Origin of the sequence: Pseudomonas sp. CNPSo 3701 (assembly GCF_028674975.1) — a bacterium.
In the GTDB taxonomy this organism is placed as follows: Bacteria; Pseudomonadota; Gammaproteobacteria; order Pseudomonadales; family Pseudomonadaceae; genus Aquipseudomonas; species Aquipseudomonas straminea.
Window position 1 is genome coordinate 726,361 of record NZ_JAQZSI010000001.1, and the last position, 17,124, is coordinate 743,484.

General features: G+C 63.4%; 15 protein-coding genes, 1 tRNA gene and 2 pseudogenes. 6 read left to right on the plus strand and 12 right to left on the minus strand.

The window, feature by feature from the left end:
• Nucleotides 1–5: 5 nt before the first annotated feature.
• From PVA39_RS03295 to PVA39_RS03310, 4 genes are all read left to right on the plus strand, one after another.
• Nucleotides 6–908 carry a LysR family transcriptional regulator gene (locus PVA39_RS03295; RefSeq protein WP_274122822.1) on the plus strand — a complete coding sequence of 301 codons (903 nt, stop codon included), beginning with the start codon at nucleotides 6–8 and terminating at the stop codon, nucleotides 906–908.
• Nucleotides 909–977: 69 nt separating this feature from the next.
• Entirely contained in the window at nucleotides 978–1,736 is a 759-nt protein-coding gene (locus PVA39_RS03300; protein ID WP_274122823.1) for a substrate-binding periplasmic protein, read from the plus strand.
• A 154-nt stretch (nucleotides 1,737–1,890) separates the two neighbouring features.
• Nucleotides 1,891–4,344, plus strand: a complete 2,454-nt coding sequence (locus PVA39_RS03305; protein ID WP_274122824.1) for a PAS domain-containing protein — start codon at nucleotides 1,891–1,893, stop codon at nucleotides 4,342–4,344.
• A gap of 101 nt (nucleotides 4,345–4,445) precedes the next feature.
• Entirely contained in the window at nucleotides 4,446–4,628 is a 183-nt protein-coding gene (locus PVA39_RS03310; RefSeq protein WP_147175636.1) for a hypothetical protein, read from the plus strand.
• A 9-nt stretch (nucleotides 4,629–4,637) separates the two neighbouring features.
• On the opposite strand, the gene PVA39_RS03315 is transcribed toward PVA39_RS03310, so the two are convergent.
• The 4 genes from PVA39_RS03315 to PVA39_RS03330 all read right to left on the minus strand — a co-directional run bounded on the left by PVA39_RS03315 (nucleotide 4,638) and on the right by PVA39_RS03330 (nucleotide 8,978).
• Nucleotides 4,638–5,123: a hypothetical protein gene (locus tag PVA39_RS03315; RefSeq protein WP_274122825.1), complete on the minus strand. Its 486-nt coding sequence runs from the start codon at nucleotides 5,121–5,123 to the stop codon at nucleotides 4,638–4,640.
• A 125-nt stretch (nucleotides 5,124–5,248) separates the two neighbouring features.
• A complete protein-coding gene (locus PVA39_RS03320) occupies nucleotides 5,249–6,475 on the minus strand; it encodes a c-type cytochrome (protein WP_274122826.1) in 1,227 nt (408 codons plus the stop codon).
• Nucleotides 6,472–8,235 (minus strand): GMC family oxidoreductase, encoded by a 1,764-nt coding sequence (locus PVA39_RS03325; RefSeq protein WP_274122827.1) that lies wholly within the window; start codon nucleotides 8,233–8,235, stop codon nucleotides 6,472–6,474. Before PVA39_RS03325 ends, PVA39_RS03320 begins: the two co-directional genes overlap by 4 nt.
• A gap of 5 nt (nucleotides 8,236–8,240) precedes the next feature.
• The gene (locus tag PVA39_RS03330) at nucleotides 8,241–8,978 is read right to left on the minus strand and encodes a gluconate 2-dehydrogenase subunit 3 family protein (protein WP_274122828.1); all 738 of its coding nucleotides are present in this window, start codon (nucleotides 8,976–8,978) and stop codon (nucleotides 8,241–8,243) included.
• A gap of 557 nt (nucleotides 8,979–9,535) precedes the next feature.
• Here PVA39_RS03330 and PVA39_RS23345 point away from each other — a divergent pair.
• Both PVA39_RS23345 and PVA39_RS23350 read left to right on the plus strand, forming a co-directional pair.
• A pseudogene (locus PVA39_RS23345) lies at nucleotides 9,536–10,222 on the plus strand (PAS domain-containing protein); the annotation flags it as partial.
• 186 nt (nucleotides 10,223–10,408) lie between these two features.
• Nucleotides 10,409–10,762 (plus strand): annotated as a pseudogene (locus PVA39_RS23350) (methyl-accepting chemotaxis protein); the annotation flags it as partial.
• Nucleotides 10,763–10,803: 41 nt separating this feature from the next.
• Here the strand turns inward: PVA39_RS23350 and PVA39_RS03340 are convergent.
• The 8 genes from PVA39_RS03340 to PVA39_RS03375 form a co-directional block, all read right to left on the minus strand.
• Nucleotides 10,804–11,040, minus strand: coding sequence for a DUF1654 domain-containing protein (locus PVA39_RS03340; protein WP_147175640.1), 237 nt, complete (start codon nucleotides 11,038–11,040; stop codon nucleotides 10,804–10,806).
• 56 nt (nucleotides 11,041–11,096) lie between these two features.
• On the minus strand, nucleotides 11,097–12,341 hold the full coding sequence (locus tag PVA39_RS03345) for a two-component system sensor histidine kinase NtrB (protein ID WP_274122830.1): 1,245 nt from the start codon (nucleotides 12,339–12,341) through the stop codon (nucleotides 11,097–11,099).
• A 139-nt stretch (nucleotides 12,342–12,480) separates the two neighbouring features.
• Nucleotides 12,481–12,556 (minus strand) — tRNA-Thr (locus PVA39_RS03350).
• A 291-nt stretch (nucleotides 12,557–12,847) separates the two neighbouring features.
• Complete coding sequence (locus PVA39_RS03355; protein WP_274122831.1) at nucleotides 12,848–14,074, minus strand: methyltransferase; 1,227 nt, start codon at nucleotides 14,072–14,074, stop codon at nucleotides 12,848–12,850.
• Between the two features lie 36 nt (nucleotides 14,075–14,110).
• The gene (locus PVA39_RS03360; protein WP_274122832.1) at nucleotides 14,111–14,800 is read right to left on the minus strand and encodes an ABC transporter permease; all 690 of its coding nucleotides are present in this window, start codon (nucleotides 14,798–14,800) and stop codon (nucleotides 14,111–14,113) included.
• Entirely contained in the window at nucleotides 14,797–15,492 is a 696-nt protein-coding gene (locus PVA39_RS03365; RefSeq protein WP_274122833.1) for an ABC transporter permease, read from the minus strand. The genes PVA39_RS03360 and PVA39_RS03365 overlap by 4 nt, the downstream gene beginning before the upstream one ends.
• A 46-nt stretch (nucleotides 15,493–15,538) precedes the next feature.
• Complete coding sequence (locus PVA39_RS03370) at nucleotides 15,539–16,291, minus strand: ABC transporter substrate-binding protein (protein ID WP_093500100.1); 753 nt, start codon at nucleotides 16,289–16,291, stop codon at nucleotides 15,539–15,541.
• Nucleotides 16,292–16,308: 17 nt separating this feature from the next.
• A complete protein-coding gene (locus tag PVA39_RS03375) occupies nucleotides 16,309–17,082 on the minus strand; it encodes an ABC transporter ATP-binding protein (protein WP_274122834.1) in 774 nt (257 codons plus the stop codon).
• Nucleotides 17,083–17,124: the final 42 nt, after the last annotated feature.

Here is a 17,124-nt window from a genome sequence, read left to right on the forward strand (position 1 = left end):
AACCTATGGATCTGGATCTCAAGACGCTGGGCATCTTCGTCGAGGTGGCCGAGCGTAAGAGCTTTGTACGGGCGGCCGAGGCGTTGGGGATTACCCAGGCCGGTGTGAGCAATGCCATCAAGCGTCTGGAGGCCCAGGTGGACACGGCACTGCTGGTGCGTACCACGCGCAGCGTCAATCTGACGGTCGATGGCGAGGCGTTCTTCCATCGTTGCCGGCAGGTGCTGGCCGATCTCAACGACGCCAGACTGGTGCTATGCCGGGCGGGGCGACAGCCGACGGGCACCCTCCGGCTCAGCCTGCCGGTATCCTTCGGTCGCAACCGGGTAGTGCCGCTTCTGGGCGAATTTCAGGCGCGCTATCCGCAGGTCGATCTGGCGGTCTCGATCACCGACCGCTACGTCAATCTGGTGGATGAGGGTATGGACGTGGCCATTCGCTTCGGCCCTCTGGAAGATTCCAGCCTGATCGCCCGGCCGCTGCTTCAGGTGCGCCGTCGCGTGGTGGGCACGCCCGGCTACTTCGCCAGGTATGGTGTGCCCGAATCACCGGACGATCTGGCGCAGCACAATTGCCTGGCGCTGACCTATCACGAAACCGGGCGCTCACGTGCCTGGGCTTTCCAGGCGGCGGATGAGCCGCGCGCTTTCCAGCCCAGAGGTTCGTTGACCTTCAACGATGGCCTGGCTCTGCATACCGCAGCGTTGGCCGGCTTCGGCCTTGGGCAGATTCACGACTATCACGTGAAAGGCGAAATCGACGCTGGCCGGCTGGTACCGGTTTTAGATACCTGGGAGCCGGCAGCGGATGTGATATCCATCATCTATCCGCAGTCCCGGCACCTGTCGCCGCGGGTTCGCGCCTTTGTTGACTTCATGATCGAGGCGCTGGCCAGCGAGCGCGGCTGAGATCGTAGCGGCTATGCTCAAGACACTATCCCCTGTCACTCCGGCGCCGCCCGACCCCAGGTCATCCCTTTGAAGCTTTCGCGTCTGCCCCTTGCGCTGCTCTGCCTGCTGCTTGGCACCTTCGCCCGGGCCGAGCCCTATCAGATCGTCACCGAGGAATGGGCGCCCTACAACTATCAGCAGGGTGATCAACTCACCGGCATGGCCACGGATATCGTGCAGGCGATCATGATGCTGACCGGCGACAGTTTCGACATCGTGATGATGCCGAGCATGCGCAGCTCCCTGGTGCTGACGAATCACCCCAGAACCATCATGTATTCGATGTTCCGCACGCCCGAGCGCGAGCCGCTTTACAAGTGGGTGGGGCCCATCGCCGAGGAGGCGATCCATCCCTACCAACTGGTCGGAACGCCGCCGGTGGATTCCCTCGAGCAGTTGCGCCAGGCGCCACAGATCACCACCCGGCATGCCGGGCTTATTCCTGACGTGCTCGAGGCCCAGGGTTTCGGCAATCTGGACAAGAGCGCGACCAGCAGCCAGCAGCTCTATCGCATGCTGCTCGCCGGGCGCACTGGGATCATCGTCGGCGATACCGATGCCGGTGTGGCCTATTACAGCGCCCAGCTTGGCATCGCCCCGGGCACGCTGCGGCGGGTGCCGGTCACGCTGTATCGCTCGGCGCTGTACATCGTCTTCAGCAAGGACAGTGACGACGCCACGGTCGCCGCCTGGGCTGAGGCCCTCGATCAGTTGCGCGCCAGTGGCGAGCTGGCGCGTATTCAGCAGCGTTACGCTCAGCCGATGGCGTATGATCGGCTACCTTGAGCCAGGCTCGGCTGATCAACCCTATCGATAGCGTCTGAACTGCCCGCGTCACATCGCACTCTGTATCCGGCGCTGCCTGTCCTGGCATTGGACTGGCTGGCACATCCGCCCCGAGGGCTGTCGTTCAACTGCAATGGATATGAATGCGGGTCCCATGGAACAACGAGCGTTTCTGATTGGCGGCGGCGAAACCGGCGCCCTAATCCGTGATCACGACTGGACAAGCAGCCCACTGGGTACGCCCGACACCTGGCCGCTGGCGCTGTGCAGCGCGCTCGAACTGATGCTCAATTCCCCGGAAAGCATGTATCTGGTCTGGGGCCCGGAGCTGACCTTCTTCTATAACGATGCCTACCGGCCGATTTTCGGGCCGCGCCTGTCGGGTGCCCTTGGACAGCCGCTGCCGGTATTGTGGGCGGATGCCTGGGAAGCGGTACGTACGCCGCTTATGCAGGCCATGCAGGGCGAAGCTGTGCGCTACGTCGATGTGCCCATCAAAATGGCGCGGCACGGCGAACCAGAGCAGACCTGGTGGAGCTATTCGTTCTCGCCGCTGCGTGACGATGCCGGACTGATCGCCGGCGTGCTGTGCTATACCCGCGAGACCACCGAACACGTCAAGGCCGCCCAGGCATTGCGTGACAGCGAGCAGCACCTGGACGCCCTGGTGCGCTCGTCCTCCGAGGTGCGCTTCTATATCAGCGCCGACTGGAGCCAGTTGCACGAGCTCAATGGCGGCAACTTCATCCCCGATACGCAAACCACCAACAGCAACTGGCTGGACGAATACATTCCTGCCGAGGCCCGCGATATGGTGCGTGCGGAAATCGAGCGGGCCATCGCCACCGGCATCTACCACATCGAGCATCCGGTCAACCGGGTCGATGGCACCATCGGCTGGGCTCACGTACGTGCAGTGCCGCTATTTGCCGCCGATGGCAGCATCACTAGCTGGCTGGGCGCGGCCTCCGATATCAGCGCCCGCAAGGAGGCCGAGGCCGCGCTCAAGGCCAGCGAGGCGCAACTGCGCGAACTCAACGCCACCCTCGAGCAGCAGGTGGCTGAGCGCACCGCCAAGCTGCGCCTGTTCCACGATGTGATCGAAGCCAATGCTGTGCCGATCTGCATCTTCGATACCGAGTGCCGGCAGGTCGCCTTCAACCAGGCCCACGCCCGCGCCATGCGTGAACTCTACGGCGTGACGCTGGCTGGCGGCGAAGTGCTGCCCGAGCTGATTCCCGAGCAGCAGGGCCGCGGCCTGCGTGGCTACATGCAGCGCGCCCTGAGCGGCGAAACCTTCCGCGTCGCCGCCCAGTACGGCCTGCCCACAGATGAGCTGCGCCATTACGACCTGGCCTACACGCCACTGCGTGATGCTGACGGGCAGGTCATCGGCGCCTTCCATTTCGCCCACGACATCACCGAGCAGTTGCGCGCGCAGCAGGAGCTGGAGCGTACTCAGTCGGCGCTGCGTCAGGCGCAGAAGCTCGAAGCGGTCGGCCAACTTACCGGCGGCGTGGCCCATGACTTCAACAACCTGCTGACCGTCATCCGCTCCTCCAGCAATCTGCTCAAACGACCCGGTCTGCCGGACGAGAGGCGGCTGCGTTATCTAGAGGCGATTTCCGATACGGTCGACCGTGCCGCGCGGCTGACCGGCCAGCTGCTGTCCTTCGCCCGGCGTCAGACCCTGAACCCTGAAGTGTTTGCAGTGGGGAAAAGCCTGCAGGCCCTGACCGACATGCTGGCGACCCTCAACGGCACCTGCATCGAACTGCTCCTCGATTTGCCTGAGCAGCCGTGCCACGTGTACGCCGATACCAATCAGTTCGATACGGCCGTGGTCAACCTGGCGCTCAATGCCCGCGACGCACTCAACGGCGCGGGCCGCATTCGCATTCGCGTTGCGCCCTGCATGCAGATTCCGGCCAGTCGCATGGGCGCTGCGGTCGATGGCGAGTTCGTCGCCGTGTCCATCGCCGACAACGGCACCGGCATCGAACCGGCGCATCTGGAGACGATCTTCGATCCATTTTTCACCACCAAGGAAGTGGGTAAGGGCACCGGTCTGGGCCTATCCCAGGTGTTCGGTTTCGCCAAGCAGTCAGGCGGCGAAATCGTGGTCGACAGCGTGGTGGGTGAGGGCACTGCGTTCACCCTGTACCTGCCGCGTGTCGCGCAGGCGCCGTCGCCTCGCGCCACCATGGCCGAACCGCAGCTGCTGAAGGGCGCCCACGGCACCCGCGTGCTGGTCGTCGAAGACAACATCGATGTCGGCAACTTCTGCATCAGCGCGCTGCAGGAGCTCGGCTACCTGCCCACCCTGGCAAGGAATGCCGAGCAGGCGCTGGCTCTTCTGGGAGACGCCGCCCAGACCTTCGATGTGGTGTTTTCCGACGTGATGATGCCCGGCATGAATGGCATCGACCTGGGCAAGACCATCCAGCACCGTCATCCATTGCTGCCGGTGGTGCTGACCTCCGGCTACAGCGAGGTGCTGGCCGAAGAGGGCAGCCACGGCTTCGAGTTGCTGCAAAAGCCTTATTCAGTGGACCAGCTGTCGCGCATCCTTACCAAGGTGCTCCAGAGTGCCATGTCCGGCGGCTGAGCATCCGCACGGCTGCCATCATCCGGCACAAAATTTACCCAGCACTTCGCCGGAGCCTGGCCAGTCATAGCTGCAGGGTTACCCATCAGGAGTGCGCCGCGATGGCCGTGAGATTGAAAAAATTGCAGGGCAGCGAGATACCCGAAGAGCAGCGGCACTTGGGCGAGGAAGAAATCTTTCAGGTGGTCACCGCCGATGATCAGCAGCACTTCTTCGCCAGCGAAGTGGAGGCAGCCGCCAAGGTGGCGCAGCTGATCGACAACGAGCGCGACCAGAACGCGTAGCGCCCATGTTTACTGGCGAGTCAGCACCAGCGGCTTGTCCGGCCCAGGGATACGAATCTCGCTGTCGCCGATCACGTCCAACGGCTCGCCCGGCTGCGGAAACAGCACCGCGTCGCCTTTCACGTCACTGAACAGCATCACCGCGCCGTCGAGGCGATAACGCGCCGAGGCCGAGAAATCGTAGGTCTTGATATGCGCTTTCTTGGTGATCTGCCCGTCGTCACCGAAGGTGAAGCTGATGGTCATCGGGTAGCCATCCTGCTCGACGCTGCCGCTGTACATGCCATGGGGTAGTTGAGCAGGGGCCGGCCGAGTCTTGTAGCTATCGATCACCGCCATTTTTGCCGGGCTCACCGCAGGCGGGTTGCTGCGAAATTCGTCCATCGACTTGCGGTGCTCGTAGGGCACGTAAACGGTGACGTAAGCGCCCCAGACGATAAGCCCGATCACCATCAGGCTGAACAAGTGGCCCGAGCCTCGCTGCGAATTCTTCATCGTGTTTTTCCTGCGTTACGGCGCCGGACTTGAAAGGCGCAGATTATCGCACCAGTTTTGCCGGCCTGCAGTGGGCGTCGCTGCCGGCCTGATGGCGCAGGCCGGCGGCAACGCTGCAGGTTGTCTTACTCGCTCTGCAGGGCCTCTCGCTGTTTGCGCACTTCATCGGCACTGATCGGTGCGGCGGCGTTGCCCCAGCTGTTGCGGATGTAGGTCAGCACGTCGGCGACGTTTTCGTCCGACAGGTTCCAGGCGAAGGCCGGCATCGCCGGGCCGGTGGGCGCTGAATCGGTGCTCACGGCACGGTTGCCGGCCAGCACGACGCGGATCATGGAGGCGGCATCCTGAGCGTTTACCAGCGGCGCGTTGGCCAGCTTGGGAAACAGTGTGGCAATGCCGTCGCCATTGGGCGTGTGGCAGCCCGAGCAGCGGTCGGCGTAGATGGCGCTGCCGGCCTTCATTACCGGATCATCCGCGTCCAGCGCTTTGGGCTTGTCGTGCTCGTGATCGAGGTCCTTGAGGTAGACGGCCACAGCCATCAGGTCCTCGTCACGCCAGTGCTGGGTCGAGTGCTCGACCGCCTCGGCCATCGGCCCGGAGGTGATGTCGAAACGGTTGGCGCCGGTCTTCAGGTACTGAACGATGTCCGCTTCGCTCCAGTCGCCAAGACCGACATGGGCGGCGCCGGTGATATTGGGCGCCATCCAGCCTTGCAGCACGCCGCCCTGGAGGAACTCGTCGTTCTTGTCGCCGCCGAGCAGGTTCTTCGGCGTGTGGCAGCTGCCGCAGTGGCCCAGGCCCTGCACCAGATAGGCGCCGCGGTTCCATTCGGCGCTCTTGTCGGCTTTGGCCTTGAACTCGCCTTGTTCGAAGTTCATCCAGTTCCACACCTTCATGTTCATGCGCAGGCTGAAGGGGAATGGCAGCTGGTTGGTCTCCACCTTGTTGTGCACCGGCTCGATGGTGCGCAGGTAGGCCCATAGCGCCTGGTTATCGGCGCGGGTGACCTTCGTGTACGCCGAATAGGGCATGGCTGGATAGAGCTGCTTGCCGTCGCGGCGGTGGCCGCGGGCCATGCTGGCTTCGAACTCCTCGAAGCTCCAGCGGCCGATACCGGTTTCCTGGTCCGGGGTGATGTTGGCGCCCAGCAGTTTGCCGAACGGCGTGTCGATGGCCACGCCGCCGGAGAACAGCGGTTTGCCGGGGATGGTGTGGCAGGCCGTGCAGTCGCCGAGTGTGGAGATGTAGCGGCCTTTCTCTACCAGCTCGTAGGCGTCCTGGCCACCGAGCGCATGGGCCCCGGCGCTGGCGGTGGCCAGCAGGGCGAAGCTGACGCTGAGAAGAGTCTTCATATGTTGATCATCTCCCCGGGGCGCTTGAGGTACTGGGTGCGGATCGCATGGGCGGCTTTGAAGGCCAGAGCGCCGACGGTGCCGGTGGGGTTGTAGCCGGGGTTCTGCGGGAAGGCCGAGGCGCCGACCACGAACAGGTTGGGCACGCCCCACACCTGCAGGTGCTTGTTCACCGAGCTGGTCGCCGGGTCGGCGCCCATCACGAAACCGCCGACCACATGGGACGACTGGTAGGAAGTGTTCGACCAGGGCCCCTTGCGCGGGCTGGCAAACATCATCTTGGGATTCAGTGCCTTGGCGATCTCGGCGGTCTTGTCGGTCACGTACTGGGCCATGCGCAGGTCGTTTTCGGTGAAGTCGAAGGTGATGCGCAACAGCGCTCGGCCGTGGGGGTCCTTGTAGGTCGGGTCAAGCGACAGGTAGTTGGTACGCGCGCTGTAGTTGCTCGCCTCGCAGCCGATGGACATGCTCGCGGCGTAGTACTGCGCCGTGGTCTTCTTCCACTCCTTGCCCCACTTGGGCGTGCCGGGCGGTACCGGGCGAGAGTTGATCGGCGCAGCGCCGATGGGCGTTACCCGGGTGCTGCCACCGCCGACGAAGCCCAGGCCGGAATGGTCGAAGTTGTCGTTGTTGAATTCGTCGATGCCCATGCCGATGGCGCCGCCACCGATGAAGGGGTTGAAGTTCTTGTCATCGAAGAACAGCTGCACGTTGTTGGCCGTCTGGTAGGCGTAGTTGCGGCCGGTGGTGCCGGTGTTGCTGATCGGGTCGTACGGCTCGCCGATGCCGGAGAGCAGCATCAGGCGCACGTTCTCGAAGGTGAAGGCGGCGACCACCACGATGTCCGCCGGCTGCTCCCACTTCTCGCCGTTGGCATCGACATAGATGATGCCGGTGGCGCGCTTGCCGGTGCTGTCCTTGGTCACTTCTAGCACCTCGCAATGGGTGTTGGCGGTGAAGTTGGGCATGCGCACCAGCGCCGGCAGCACGTTGACGATGGCGCTGGCCTTGGAATAGTTGGCGCAGCCGTAGTTGGTGCAGAAGCCGCAGAAGGTGCACGGCCCCATGGTCACGCCGTACTGGTTGGTATAGCCCTGGGAGGCCAGCGCGGAGGGTACCGGGAACGGCTTGTAGCCCATGTTGCGCGCCGCTTCGGCGAACAGCGTGGGCGCGTAGGTCTGCTTGGTCGGTGGGTTGGGGTATTCATTGGAGCGCGGACCTTCGAAGGGATTGCCGCCTTCGATGATCTTGCCATCGAGGTTGCCCGCCTTGCCGGAGATGCCCGCGACGCGGTCGAAAGCGTCGTAGTGCGGCTCCATCTCTTCCCAGGTGGTACCCCAATCCTGCAGGGTCAGGCCTTCGATGGCCTGGCTACCGTAGCGCTCGGTGAGGTGGCTCTTGAGGCGGAATTCCTCGGGCTGGAAGCGAAAGGTGATGCCGGCCCAGTGGTTGCCGGCTCCGCCGGTGCCATTACCCGGGTGGAACGAGCCCCAGGTGCGCATCGGCAGCGCGGTTTCGCTGGGCTTGTTGCGCATCGTGCAGGTGTTCTGGCGGGTGCGCAGCATCAGCTCCTGGCGCTGCACGTAGCGCAGCTCATCAGCTACCGAGGCAATGTTGAAGTCGCTCGCCGTGTCACGCCAGGCGCCCCGCTCGAAGCCCATCACGCGCAGGCCTTCGTCGGCCAGTTCCTTGGCGATGATCGAGCCGGCCCAGCCGAGCCCTACTACCACGACGTCGGTTGCAGGCAGTTTCTTGGCCATGCCGCTCATCCTTTACGATTCCATGCCGAGCTGCCGACGATCGACAGCGGGATCAGGTCCAGCTTCTCGTTGTGCCGGTCGATGTAGGGGCGGTAGTCGTAACGCGCGCCAGGGAAGCCGAGCATCTTCCAGCTCACCATGTCGCGGTTGCCGCCGTAGATCGGGTCGGCGAAGAAGCCTTCCATGGTGTTCTGCAGCACCTGGGTGAAGAACACCTTGGACTCGATGGCCTCGAAGGTGACCTCGCCCGACTCCAGGCCCTTGAGCACCTCGTCGCGTTGCTCGCTGTTAAGCTCGCTGAAGCGTTTGCCGAAAGCCTGTTGGCAATGCTTGCCGAGCTGCTCCAGGCCCAGGCGATAGCGTTCGCGGGGCAACTGTTCAGAGCCCGGCTCGATGTCCGGCACGAAGGGGCCCTGCTGGTAAAGGCGCTCGTAGGTACCGTACTGGCCAGCCAACTGGCGGTCGATGAACACCGCACAGCCTGCCTCCTTGCCGCTCGGGGACAAGTCATCGGCCGGAATCAGCTGCTCGGCGATGGCTTCCAGTTCGTGGGCTTCATCGGCGGTCAGAAACTGCCAGCCCTTGGCGTCGTAATGCAGCGGGCCGTTGTGATCGAACGGCAGCCACTGCGGCACACCGCTGATGGTGGCGGCCTGGGCAGTGGCGGCAACGCCGGCTGCCACGCTGGCCGAGGCCTTGAGCAGCGAGCGCCGGCTCAACCCCCGTGGGGCTTCTTTGGACATGTGATCTCCTCGAACGCCGGGCATCCACTGCCCGGCTCAGGCTGTCTGATACGGAGCCACCCGAGGGTGGCAGGCGGATGCACGGGCATCCATGACGCGCGTCGACTGCTTGGGCCGGTACGAATAGTGGTTTTTCGGCACCACGACGCTGCGTCGGGAGTTGTTCCGGATCGCGCGATCAGCCGCTGCAACGCATTGCAACAAACTATTGGAGGCTCTCACGGAACTTCTTCCAAATGTCCGACAGCGAAGCGGCGCGCGGTGTTCAGGCTTTTTGTTCGATTGGTCAGGAAGTTGGCTGAGGGCATCGCATCTGCATCCTGGGCCTTCAGCTTGTATGGGGATGTTTCGCTCGCCAGATTGTCAGGCGCAGAGCGCCTCTTCAGGCTATTGTCAGCGCCATGCTGGGCTCTTCAAGTTTCCCTTAGACAAGCCGATGCAGCGTTACCCATCCTGGAGTTCACATCGTGTTCAACTCTCACCTCAAACAGATCAACAAGCAGCTGGAAGCTCGCTTAGCCGTGCAGGAGGAGGTAAGGGAGAACCTCGACAAAGAAATGATCATCATCCAGCTCGAGGCTGGCGGGCGTATCGAGCGGGTCAACGAGCTGTTTCAAAGCGAGTTGGGCTATCGCCCCGGCGATGTCGAAGGCCAGGCCTTGGCTCAGCTGTCGCCGCCGGAGCTGGCCCGTGACCCGCACCAGTCGCGGGCGCTGTCGGCCATCAGGGAGCGTCGACATTTCAGCGGCGCGCTGCGTCTGCTGGGCAAGGATGGTCGCCACGTGTGGCTGCGTTCGGTGGTAGTGCCCATGAACGATGTACAGACTGGCAAGCAGCAGTTGGTGATCCACTCCAGCAACCTGACGCGAACCATCGAGGCCTCGCTGGAAAACGAAAGCCTGGTCAAGGCACTGATGCGCTCCACGGCGGTGATCGAGTTCAACCTCGACGGCACGGTGATCACCGCGAATGATCTGTTCTTGCGCGGCATGGGTTACAACCTGGCCCAAGTGGTCGGCAAGCATCACCATATGTTCTGCACACCCGAGGAGAGCGCCTCGGAGGCTTATCGACAGTTCTGGGAGCGCCTGCGCCGCGGCGAATTCGTGGTCGACCGCTTCCGGCGCATCGACAGCGCTGGTCGTGACGTGTGGCTGGAGGCCTCCTACAACCCCATCATCGATCTGCACGGCAAGCTCTACAAGGTGGTCAAGCTCGCCACCGTGATCACCGAGCAGGTGAACATGGAGCAGGCCGTCGCCAAGGCCGCCAACCTGGCCTACAGCACTTCGCTGCAAACCGACGCCAGCGCCAGCAAGGGGCGTGAGGTGATCCGCGAGACCGTCGAGGTGCTGCATCGCCTGGCCAGCGCCATGGAGAGTGCCACCCAGAGCATCCAGGCACTGGACGAGCAGGGCAAGGCGGTGGAGACCATCGTCGCAGCGATCAGCGGCATCGCCGACCAGACCAACCTGCTGGCGCTCAATGCCGCCATCGAAGCGGCCCGCGCCGGCGAGCAGGGCCGTGGTTTTGCCGTGGTAGCCGACGAGGTTCGTCAGCTCGCCTCGCGCACCTCCAAGGCGACTCAGGAGATCGTCGCCGTGGTGCAGCATAACCAGACGCTGGCCTCCGGCGCGGTTGACGTGATCACCCGCAGTCGCGAACTGGCGACTCAGGCGCTGACCATGGCCAATGACTCCGACGCGGTGATCCAGAACATCCAGAATGACGCCGAGTGCGTGGTCGCAGCGGTCAGCCAGTTCTCCAGCCAGGTGGCTACCTGACCGGCTGCCTGACGAGCCTTGCTAGGCTCGTCAGGCAAGCCTCAATCCTCCGCTGGTACCGTCCAGAACAGCTGCACTCCATCGTCGCGCCAGGCGATGGTGACGTTGTCATTCTCGGCGATCTCGTCGAGCAAACGCGTCCAGTCTTCGGGGCTGTCGCCTTCGGCGCGCAGCAGCACCGCCGAGCGCGAGCGCTGGGCGGCCGGCGCGTTGATGGCCCGGGAAACCCGGGCACCGAGCTGTTCATAGGAGGTGGCGGAGGCAGCTTGTTGAGTCATGGATGGGCTCTCGGGTTGCTGTATGTGCATACAGTAATCCGGCCAGTGGCCAGCTGTCACTCCCCGTTCGAGGTTCTGTCACTGCCGATGATGGCCAATGAATGCTCGGTGCCGTAGCAAGGGAAATACAGGCTCACGCTGGTGCCTTCGCCCAGCCGACTGGTCACGGTCAGTTGGGCGTTCATGTCGGTCACGAAACTCTTGACCATGGTCAGGCCCAGTCCGGTGCTCTTGTCGGCCGAGCGGGTGGTATAGAAGGGCGCGAAGATATGCTCCAGCGCCTCCGGGGCGATGCCGCTTCCGGTATCGGCGATACGGATCGCCACGTATCGCCCGGCCTTGAAGTTGGCGTTGTGCTCGGGGAAGTTGCTGCGGTCCAGATGGGTATTAAAGGTGCTCAGCGTCAGCTGGCCGCCATTGGGCATGGCATCGCGTGCATTGGCCACCAAGTTGATGATGGCGCTTTCCAGGTGCTGACGATTGGCGCGCAGGAAGCTGCTGTCGGTGGCCAGGCTGAATTGGCAGCTGATCGCCTGGCCTACCTCGTTGCCGACCAGCGTGCTCATGCCCAGTAGCAACTGGTTGGGATCGATACGCTCCAGCGTTCTAGGCCGTGTGCGAGCGAACAGCAGCAAACCTTCGGCCAGCTCCGTGACCTTGTCGGTGGCCTCCCGGCACAGTGCGTAGCGCGCCTGCAATTGCTCCGAACCGACGTCGCGGATCTCCTTCTCCATCAGCGCCAGGCTCATCGACAGGCTGGTCAGCTGATTGGTGAACTCGTGGACGACACCGCCGCCGACCTTGCCGATCTGCTCCATCTTCTGGGCCTGCAGCAAGGCGTTGTGCAGGTTGCTCTGCATCTGCACCTGAGCCGCCTGCTGGCGCAGATCCTGGATGCTGTTCATAAAGCCGACCATGGCCCCGTCCTTGTCGAGCAGGGGAACGATGTTGGCGAGAATCGGAACCTGACTGCCGTCGCGCTGCTCGACAATCATGCGCAGGTTGGTGATCGGCTTCTTGCTGAGCAGCACCGCCGCCAGCGGTGACTGCTCAAGCGGCATATGGGCGCCGTCCTCGCTACGCAGGCGATAGGCGCCTGTGTACCTGACCTGCCCCTGGCTGATATCCGGCGCCTCACCCCAGATCTCTGCCGCCTTGGAGTTATAGGTCGTCAGCTGCCCCGCCGCGTTGCAGAGGTAAACCCCAACCGGCAGAAACTCGATCAGCTCATGGCCCAGCTTGCGCACGAGCGGCACATCATCAGGCAGCCGTAGACCGGCGCCGAGCGGGTTATCTGCCATGGTGGCTCCGTTTGGTGATGGACGTAGCGTAGTCGGTTCGACGGCGGGTGCGATAGGGTGATTAAGCGAGGGGAAGATGAGCAATATGCCGACTTCAGAAACGACAAGGCCCCGCATTTCTGCGAGGCCTTGTGTTGTATGGTGCCGGCACCAGGAGTCGAACCCGGGACCTACTGATTACAAGTCAGTTGCTCTACCAGCTGAGCTATACCGGCTTTGAGGGGCGCCATTATATCCATTCGTTTGCACGAGTAAAGCGGCGCGAGGCAGCTTTTTTACGGCCGTTCCAGCCGCTCTGGCTGGGGCTTATACACAAATGGGCAGCGGATAGAGGCTTTTTAGAGAATTTCTACGCAGCCTTTCACAGTTTTGGCAAGTGACTGTTCTGTATAGCTTTTTATTGGTGATTAAAAAGTGGTCAGCTTTGGCCGCGCGTTATGGGTGGCGGGCTGGCGTGGTTTGCTCAGCTTCTGTGAACAGAGTTATCCACAGATTGTGTGCGCAACTCAGGGGCGCTCGGCGAGCAGCAGCAGGTTACGTGGGGTCAGGTGCGCGGCGCAGAACTGGCCGAAACGTACGGCATAGCCCTGCTCCTGCAGATACAGGGCGCGGTCGAGTACCAACCAGAGTTCCAGGGGGCGGCGGAACAGGTCGCGTACCAACTCCAGATTGCGCACCTTGGCCAGGCGTTGCCAGCCGGCTGCTTCCAGGCGTTGCCAGTCGTGTTCGCCAACAGCGGGCAGTTGCTTGAGTTCTGCGAGGTCGCGGCAGTAATCGGAGAAAGGTTTCTTCAGCCAGGCGGGCGGCAGCGAGGGCGTGGGCAGGTAGGTGTCGACGCCGCGCAGCCCGCGCTGCAGCAGGTTGAAGGCCAGGCGCCAGGCCATGGACTGGTCGCGCTGCTGGCGTACTCGGTTGCCGGCGGTCACGGTTTCGCTCATGGGCAGGGCCAGGTCGTCCAGCGAGAGGCGCAGCGGCGAACCCAGTGCGGTTGTGGATAACGGCTGGTAGCCGGCTGCCGCTACGCGGTTGTAGCAGCAGGGCGCGATGGCCAGCTGGCGACAGCCCGCAGCGCTGGCCAGCTGCATCAGGCGTACGTGCAGGTCGCCGCAGGCGTGCAGGGCGACGGGGGTTTGCTCGGCGTGCAGTTGGGCTGCGGCGCTCTCGGCGAGTACGTCCTGCTCGATATGTTGGGCGGTTATCCCCAGGCGCAGGCTCAGTTCGGCGCCGCTGGTTACCAATGCCTGGTCGTATTCCAGGCAGGTCAGCTGCTGGCCGCCGTGGGCGAGTACGCGGCCGAGGTGGCCTTTGCCGGCGCACCAGTCCAGCCAGTGCTGCGGTTGTTGGGCGAAGCCCAGGCTGCTGCCGAATGCGCGTATCTGCTGCCACTTGCGACCGGGAACGTCCACCGAGAAGCGCGGTGGCAGGTCAGCCGAAGGCTGCTGGGGCAGGTCGCCGACTTGGCTCAGGTGCTCGGCCTGCCAGGCCAGTTCGGGGAAGGGCGCCGGTGCGTCGCTCAGTGCCGTCGGCTGGTTGTGGCTGGCTTCTGCCTGCTCCAGGGTACGGCTGCGCAGCCAGGCGGCCAGCTCGGGGTATTGCTGTTCCCAGGGCAGCGTCTGATGCGTGAACGGCCGGGGTTTCCACAGCGCCTGGTGGGCGACGAGAAACTTGTCCAGCGCCTGGAAGCGCTGGAGCAGCTCGACGCCACTGAGGGGCGGGATAGATTCGGTTGTCATAAGCGACTGCGACGGGGCTTGCGCCCTGTCGTCACCCTAGCGGCCCTGGCAGGCGTCGACGCGCAGCCAGCGTTCCAGCAGCTTGAAGGCGTTGATCAGCACGAAGGTGATCAGCAGATAGAACACCCCGGCAGCGAAGAAGCCCTCGACCGGTAGGTAGGTGCGCGCGTTCATGGTGCGCGCCATACCGGTCAGTTCCAGCAGTGTCACGGTGCTGGCCAGGGCGCTGGCCTTGAGCATTAGGATCACTTCGTTGCTGTACGCCGGCAGGCCAATGCGCGCCGCCCGTGGCAGCACGATGTGCAGCATGGCCTGCGCCCGCGACATGCCCAGCGCCCGTGCCGCTTCAATTTCACCCGGCGGTACGGACTGGATGGCACCACGCAGAATCTCGGCGATATAGGCGGTGGTGTGCAGGGTCATGGTGATCACCGCGCACCAGTACGGGTCGCGCAGGTACGGCCACAGCGGGCCCTGGCGCACGGCGTCGAACTGCGCCAGGCCGTAGTAGACCAGGAACAGCTGTACCAGCAGCGGCGTGCCGCGGAAGAAGAAGATGTAGCCGTAGGGCATGGCGCGCACGTACCAGTGACGCGAGGCGCGAGCGATGCCCATGGGGATGGCCAGGATCAGGCCAGTGACGACCGCCACGGCGACCAGCTCGATGGTCAGCACAGCGCCTTGGGCTAGGCGCGGCAGCCAGGTGATGATGACGTCCCAGTTCATGCCTCACTCCGCTTGAAGCCGCGGCTCGCACGCTTCTCGAGGAAGTGCAGGCCAATCATGGCAATGATGGTCAGGCCTAGGTAGATGAACGCGGCGACCATGTAAAAGGTGAAGGGCTCCTTGCTGGCGGTCACGGCGATCTGCGACCGGCGCATCAGCTCGTTGAGGCCGATGACCGATACCAGGGCGGTGTCCTTCATCAGGATCATGAACAGGTTGCCCAGGCCGGGCAGGGCGATGCGCCACATCTGTGGCATCACCACGCGCCATAGAATGCGGCCCTTGGACAGGCCCAGGGCCTGGCCGGCTTCACGGTGGCCCTTGGGGATGGCCAGGATCGCGCCGCGAAACACTTCAGTGGCGTAGGCGCCGAAGCACAGACCCAGGGCGATGACGCCGGCAGCGAAGGGCGACAGCTCGAGGCTCTCGACGCCGAGTAGTTCGGCGAGGCCACGCATCAGCCCCACGGTGCCGAAATAGATGAGCAGTACCCAGAGCAGTTCGGGCACGCCGCGAACCAGGGTCGAGTAGGTGCCGCCAAGCCACTGCAGTGGCTTGTAGGGCGAAGTCTTGGCGAAGGCGCCGAGCAGGCCGAGCACCAGGCCGACGCACAGGGCGCTGAGCGCCAGTTGCACGGTCATCAGGGTGCCGGCGGCCAGGGCCGGGCCGAATCCGGAAAGATCGAAATTCATGGAAACTCAAAGGCCCGCGCCGCCAGTGGCGACGCGGGCAGGCTGCTTAGTAGATGCTGAAGGGGAAGTACTTGTCGTTGATCTTCTTGTAGGTGCCGTCGGCAACGATTTCCTCGAGGGCCTTGTTCAGGCGCTCGCGCAGGGCGTCGCCCTTGCGCACGGCGATGCCGATCTTGTCGTTGTCGAATACCGGGTCGCCCTTGAATTCGAAGTCCTTGCCGGCGTCGCTCTTGAGCCATTCCCAGTTCACGAAGGTGTCGGCCAGCACGCCGTCGACGCGGCCGGAGGCCAGGTCCAGGTAAGCGTTTTCCTGGGTGTCGTAGAGTTTCACGTCCACCACGCCGCCCATGTTGTCTTCCAGCCAGGTGCCGGCGATGGTCGCGCGCTGGGCGCCGATGACCTTGCCTTTCAGGCTGGCCTTGTCGGTCTTGAAGTCAGCGCTTTTCGGGGCGATGAACTGCAGCTTGTTGGTGTAGTACGGATTGGTGAAGTCCACGGCCTGCTTGCGCTCGTCGGTGATCGACATGGAGGCGATCAGGAAGTCGAACTTCTTGGCGTTCAGAGCCGGGATGATGCCGTCCCAGTCGGAGGTGACCACTTCGCACTCGGCTTTCATCTTGGCGCACAGGGCCTGGCCGATTTCCACGTCGAAGCCGCCGACCTGGCCGCTGGCGTCGATGAGGTTGAAGGGTGGGTAGGCGCCTTCGGTGCCGATCTTCAGTTTGTCAGCAGCGACGGCACTGGTGCCGAAAGCCAGAGTGGCGGCAGCTGCCAGCAGAATCTTCTTATAGCTATGCATGCGTGATTGCTCCGTGTTTAACGATTGCTGGACATGAATTGTTTGCAGCGCGCCGACGTCGGGTTGTCGAACACCTGATCGGGCGTGCCCTGTTCCTCGACCACACCCTGGTGCAGGAATACCACCTGGCTGGAAACCTGGCGAGCGAAGCTCATCTCGTGGGTCACCAGCAGCATGGTCCGGCCTTCTTCGGCGAGTGCGCGGATCACAGTAAGCACTTCTTGTACCATTTCCGGGTCGAGGGCCGAAGTCGGTTCGTCGAACAGGATTACCTTGGGCTGCATCGCCAGGGTGCGGGCGATGGCCGCACGCTGCTGCTGGCCACCGGAAAGCTGATTGGGGTAGACGTGGCGCTTGTCGGCGATGCCGACCTTGGCCAGCAGCCCCTCGGCGATTTCGCGGGCCTCTGCCTTGCTCTTGCCGAGCACGCGGCGCGGTGCTTCGGTGATGTTGTCCAGCACGGTCATGTGTGGCCAGAGATTGAAATTCTGGAACACGAAGCCGATTTCGCTGCGCAGGCGATTGATCTGGCGGTTGTCGGCGGCGATCAGTTCGCCGTTCTTCTGTGCCTTGAGCTTGAGCTCTTCGCCGGCCACGAGGATCTGGCCCTGATGGGGATTTTCCAGCAGGTTGATGCAGCGCAGGAAGGTCGATTTGCCTGAGCCGGACGAGCCGAGAATGGAGATCACGTCACCGTCGCGTGCCGTGAGAGAAATGCCTTTGAGCACTTCGAGGTCGCCATAGCGTTTGTGCAGATTGCGGATTTCCAGCGCGGGCGTGGCCTCAGCCATCAAGCAGTCCTCTTAATTCTTGTGCGGATGGAATCCGTGTTC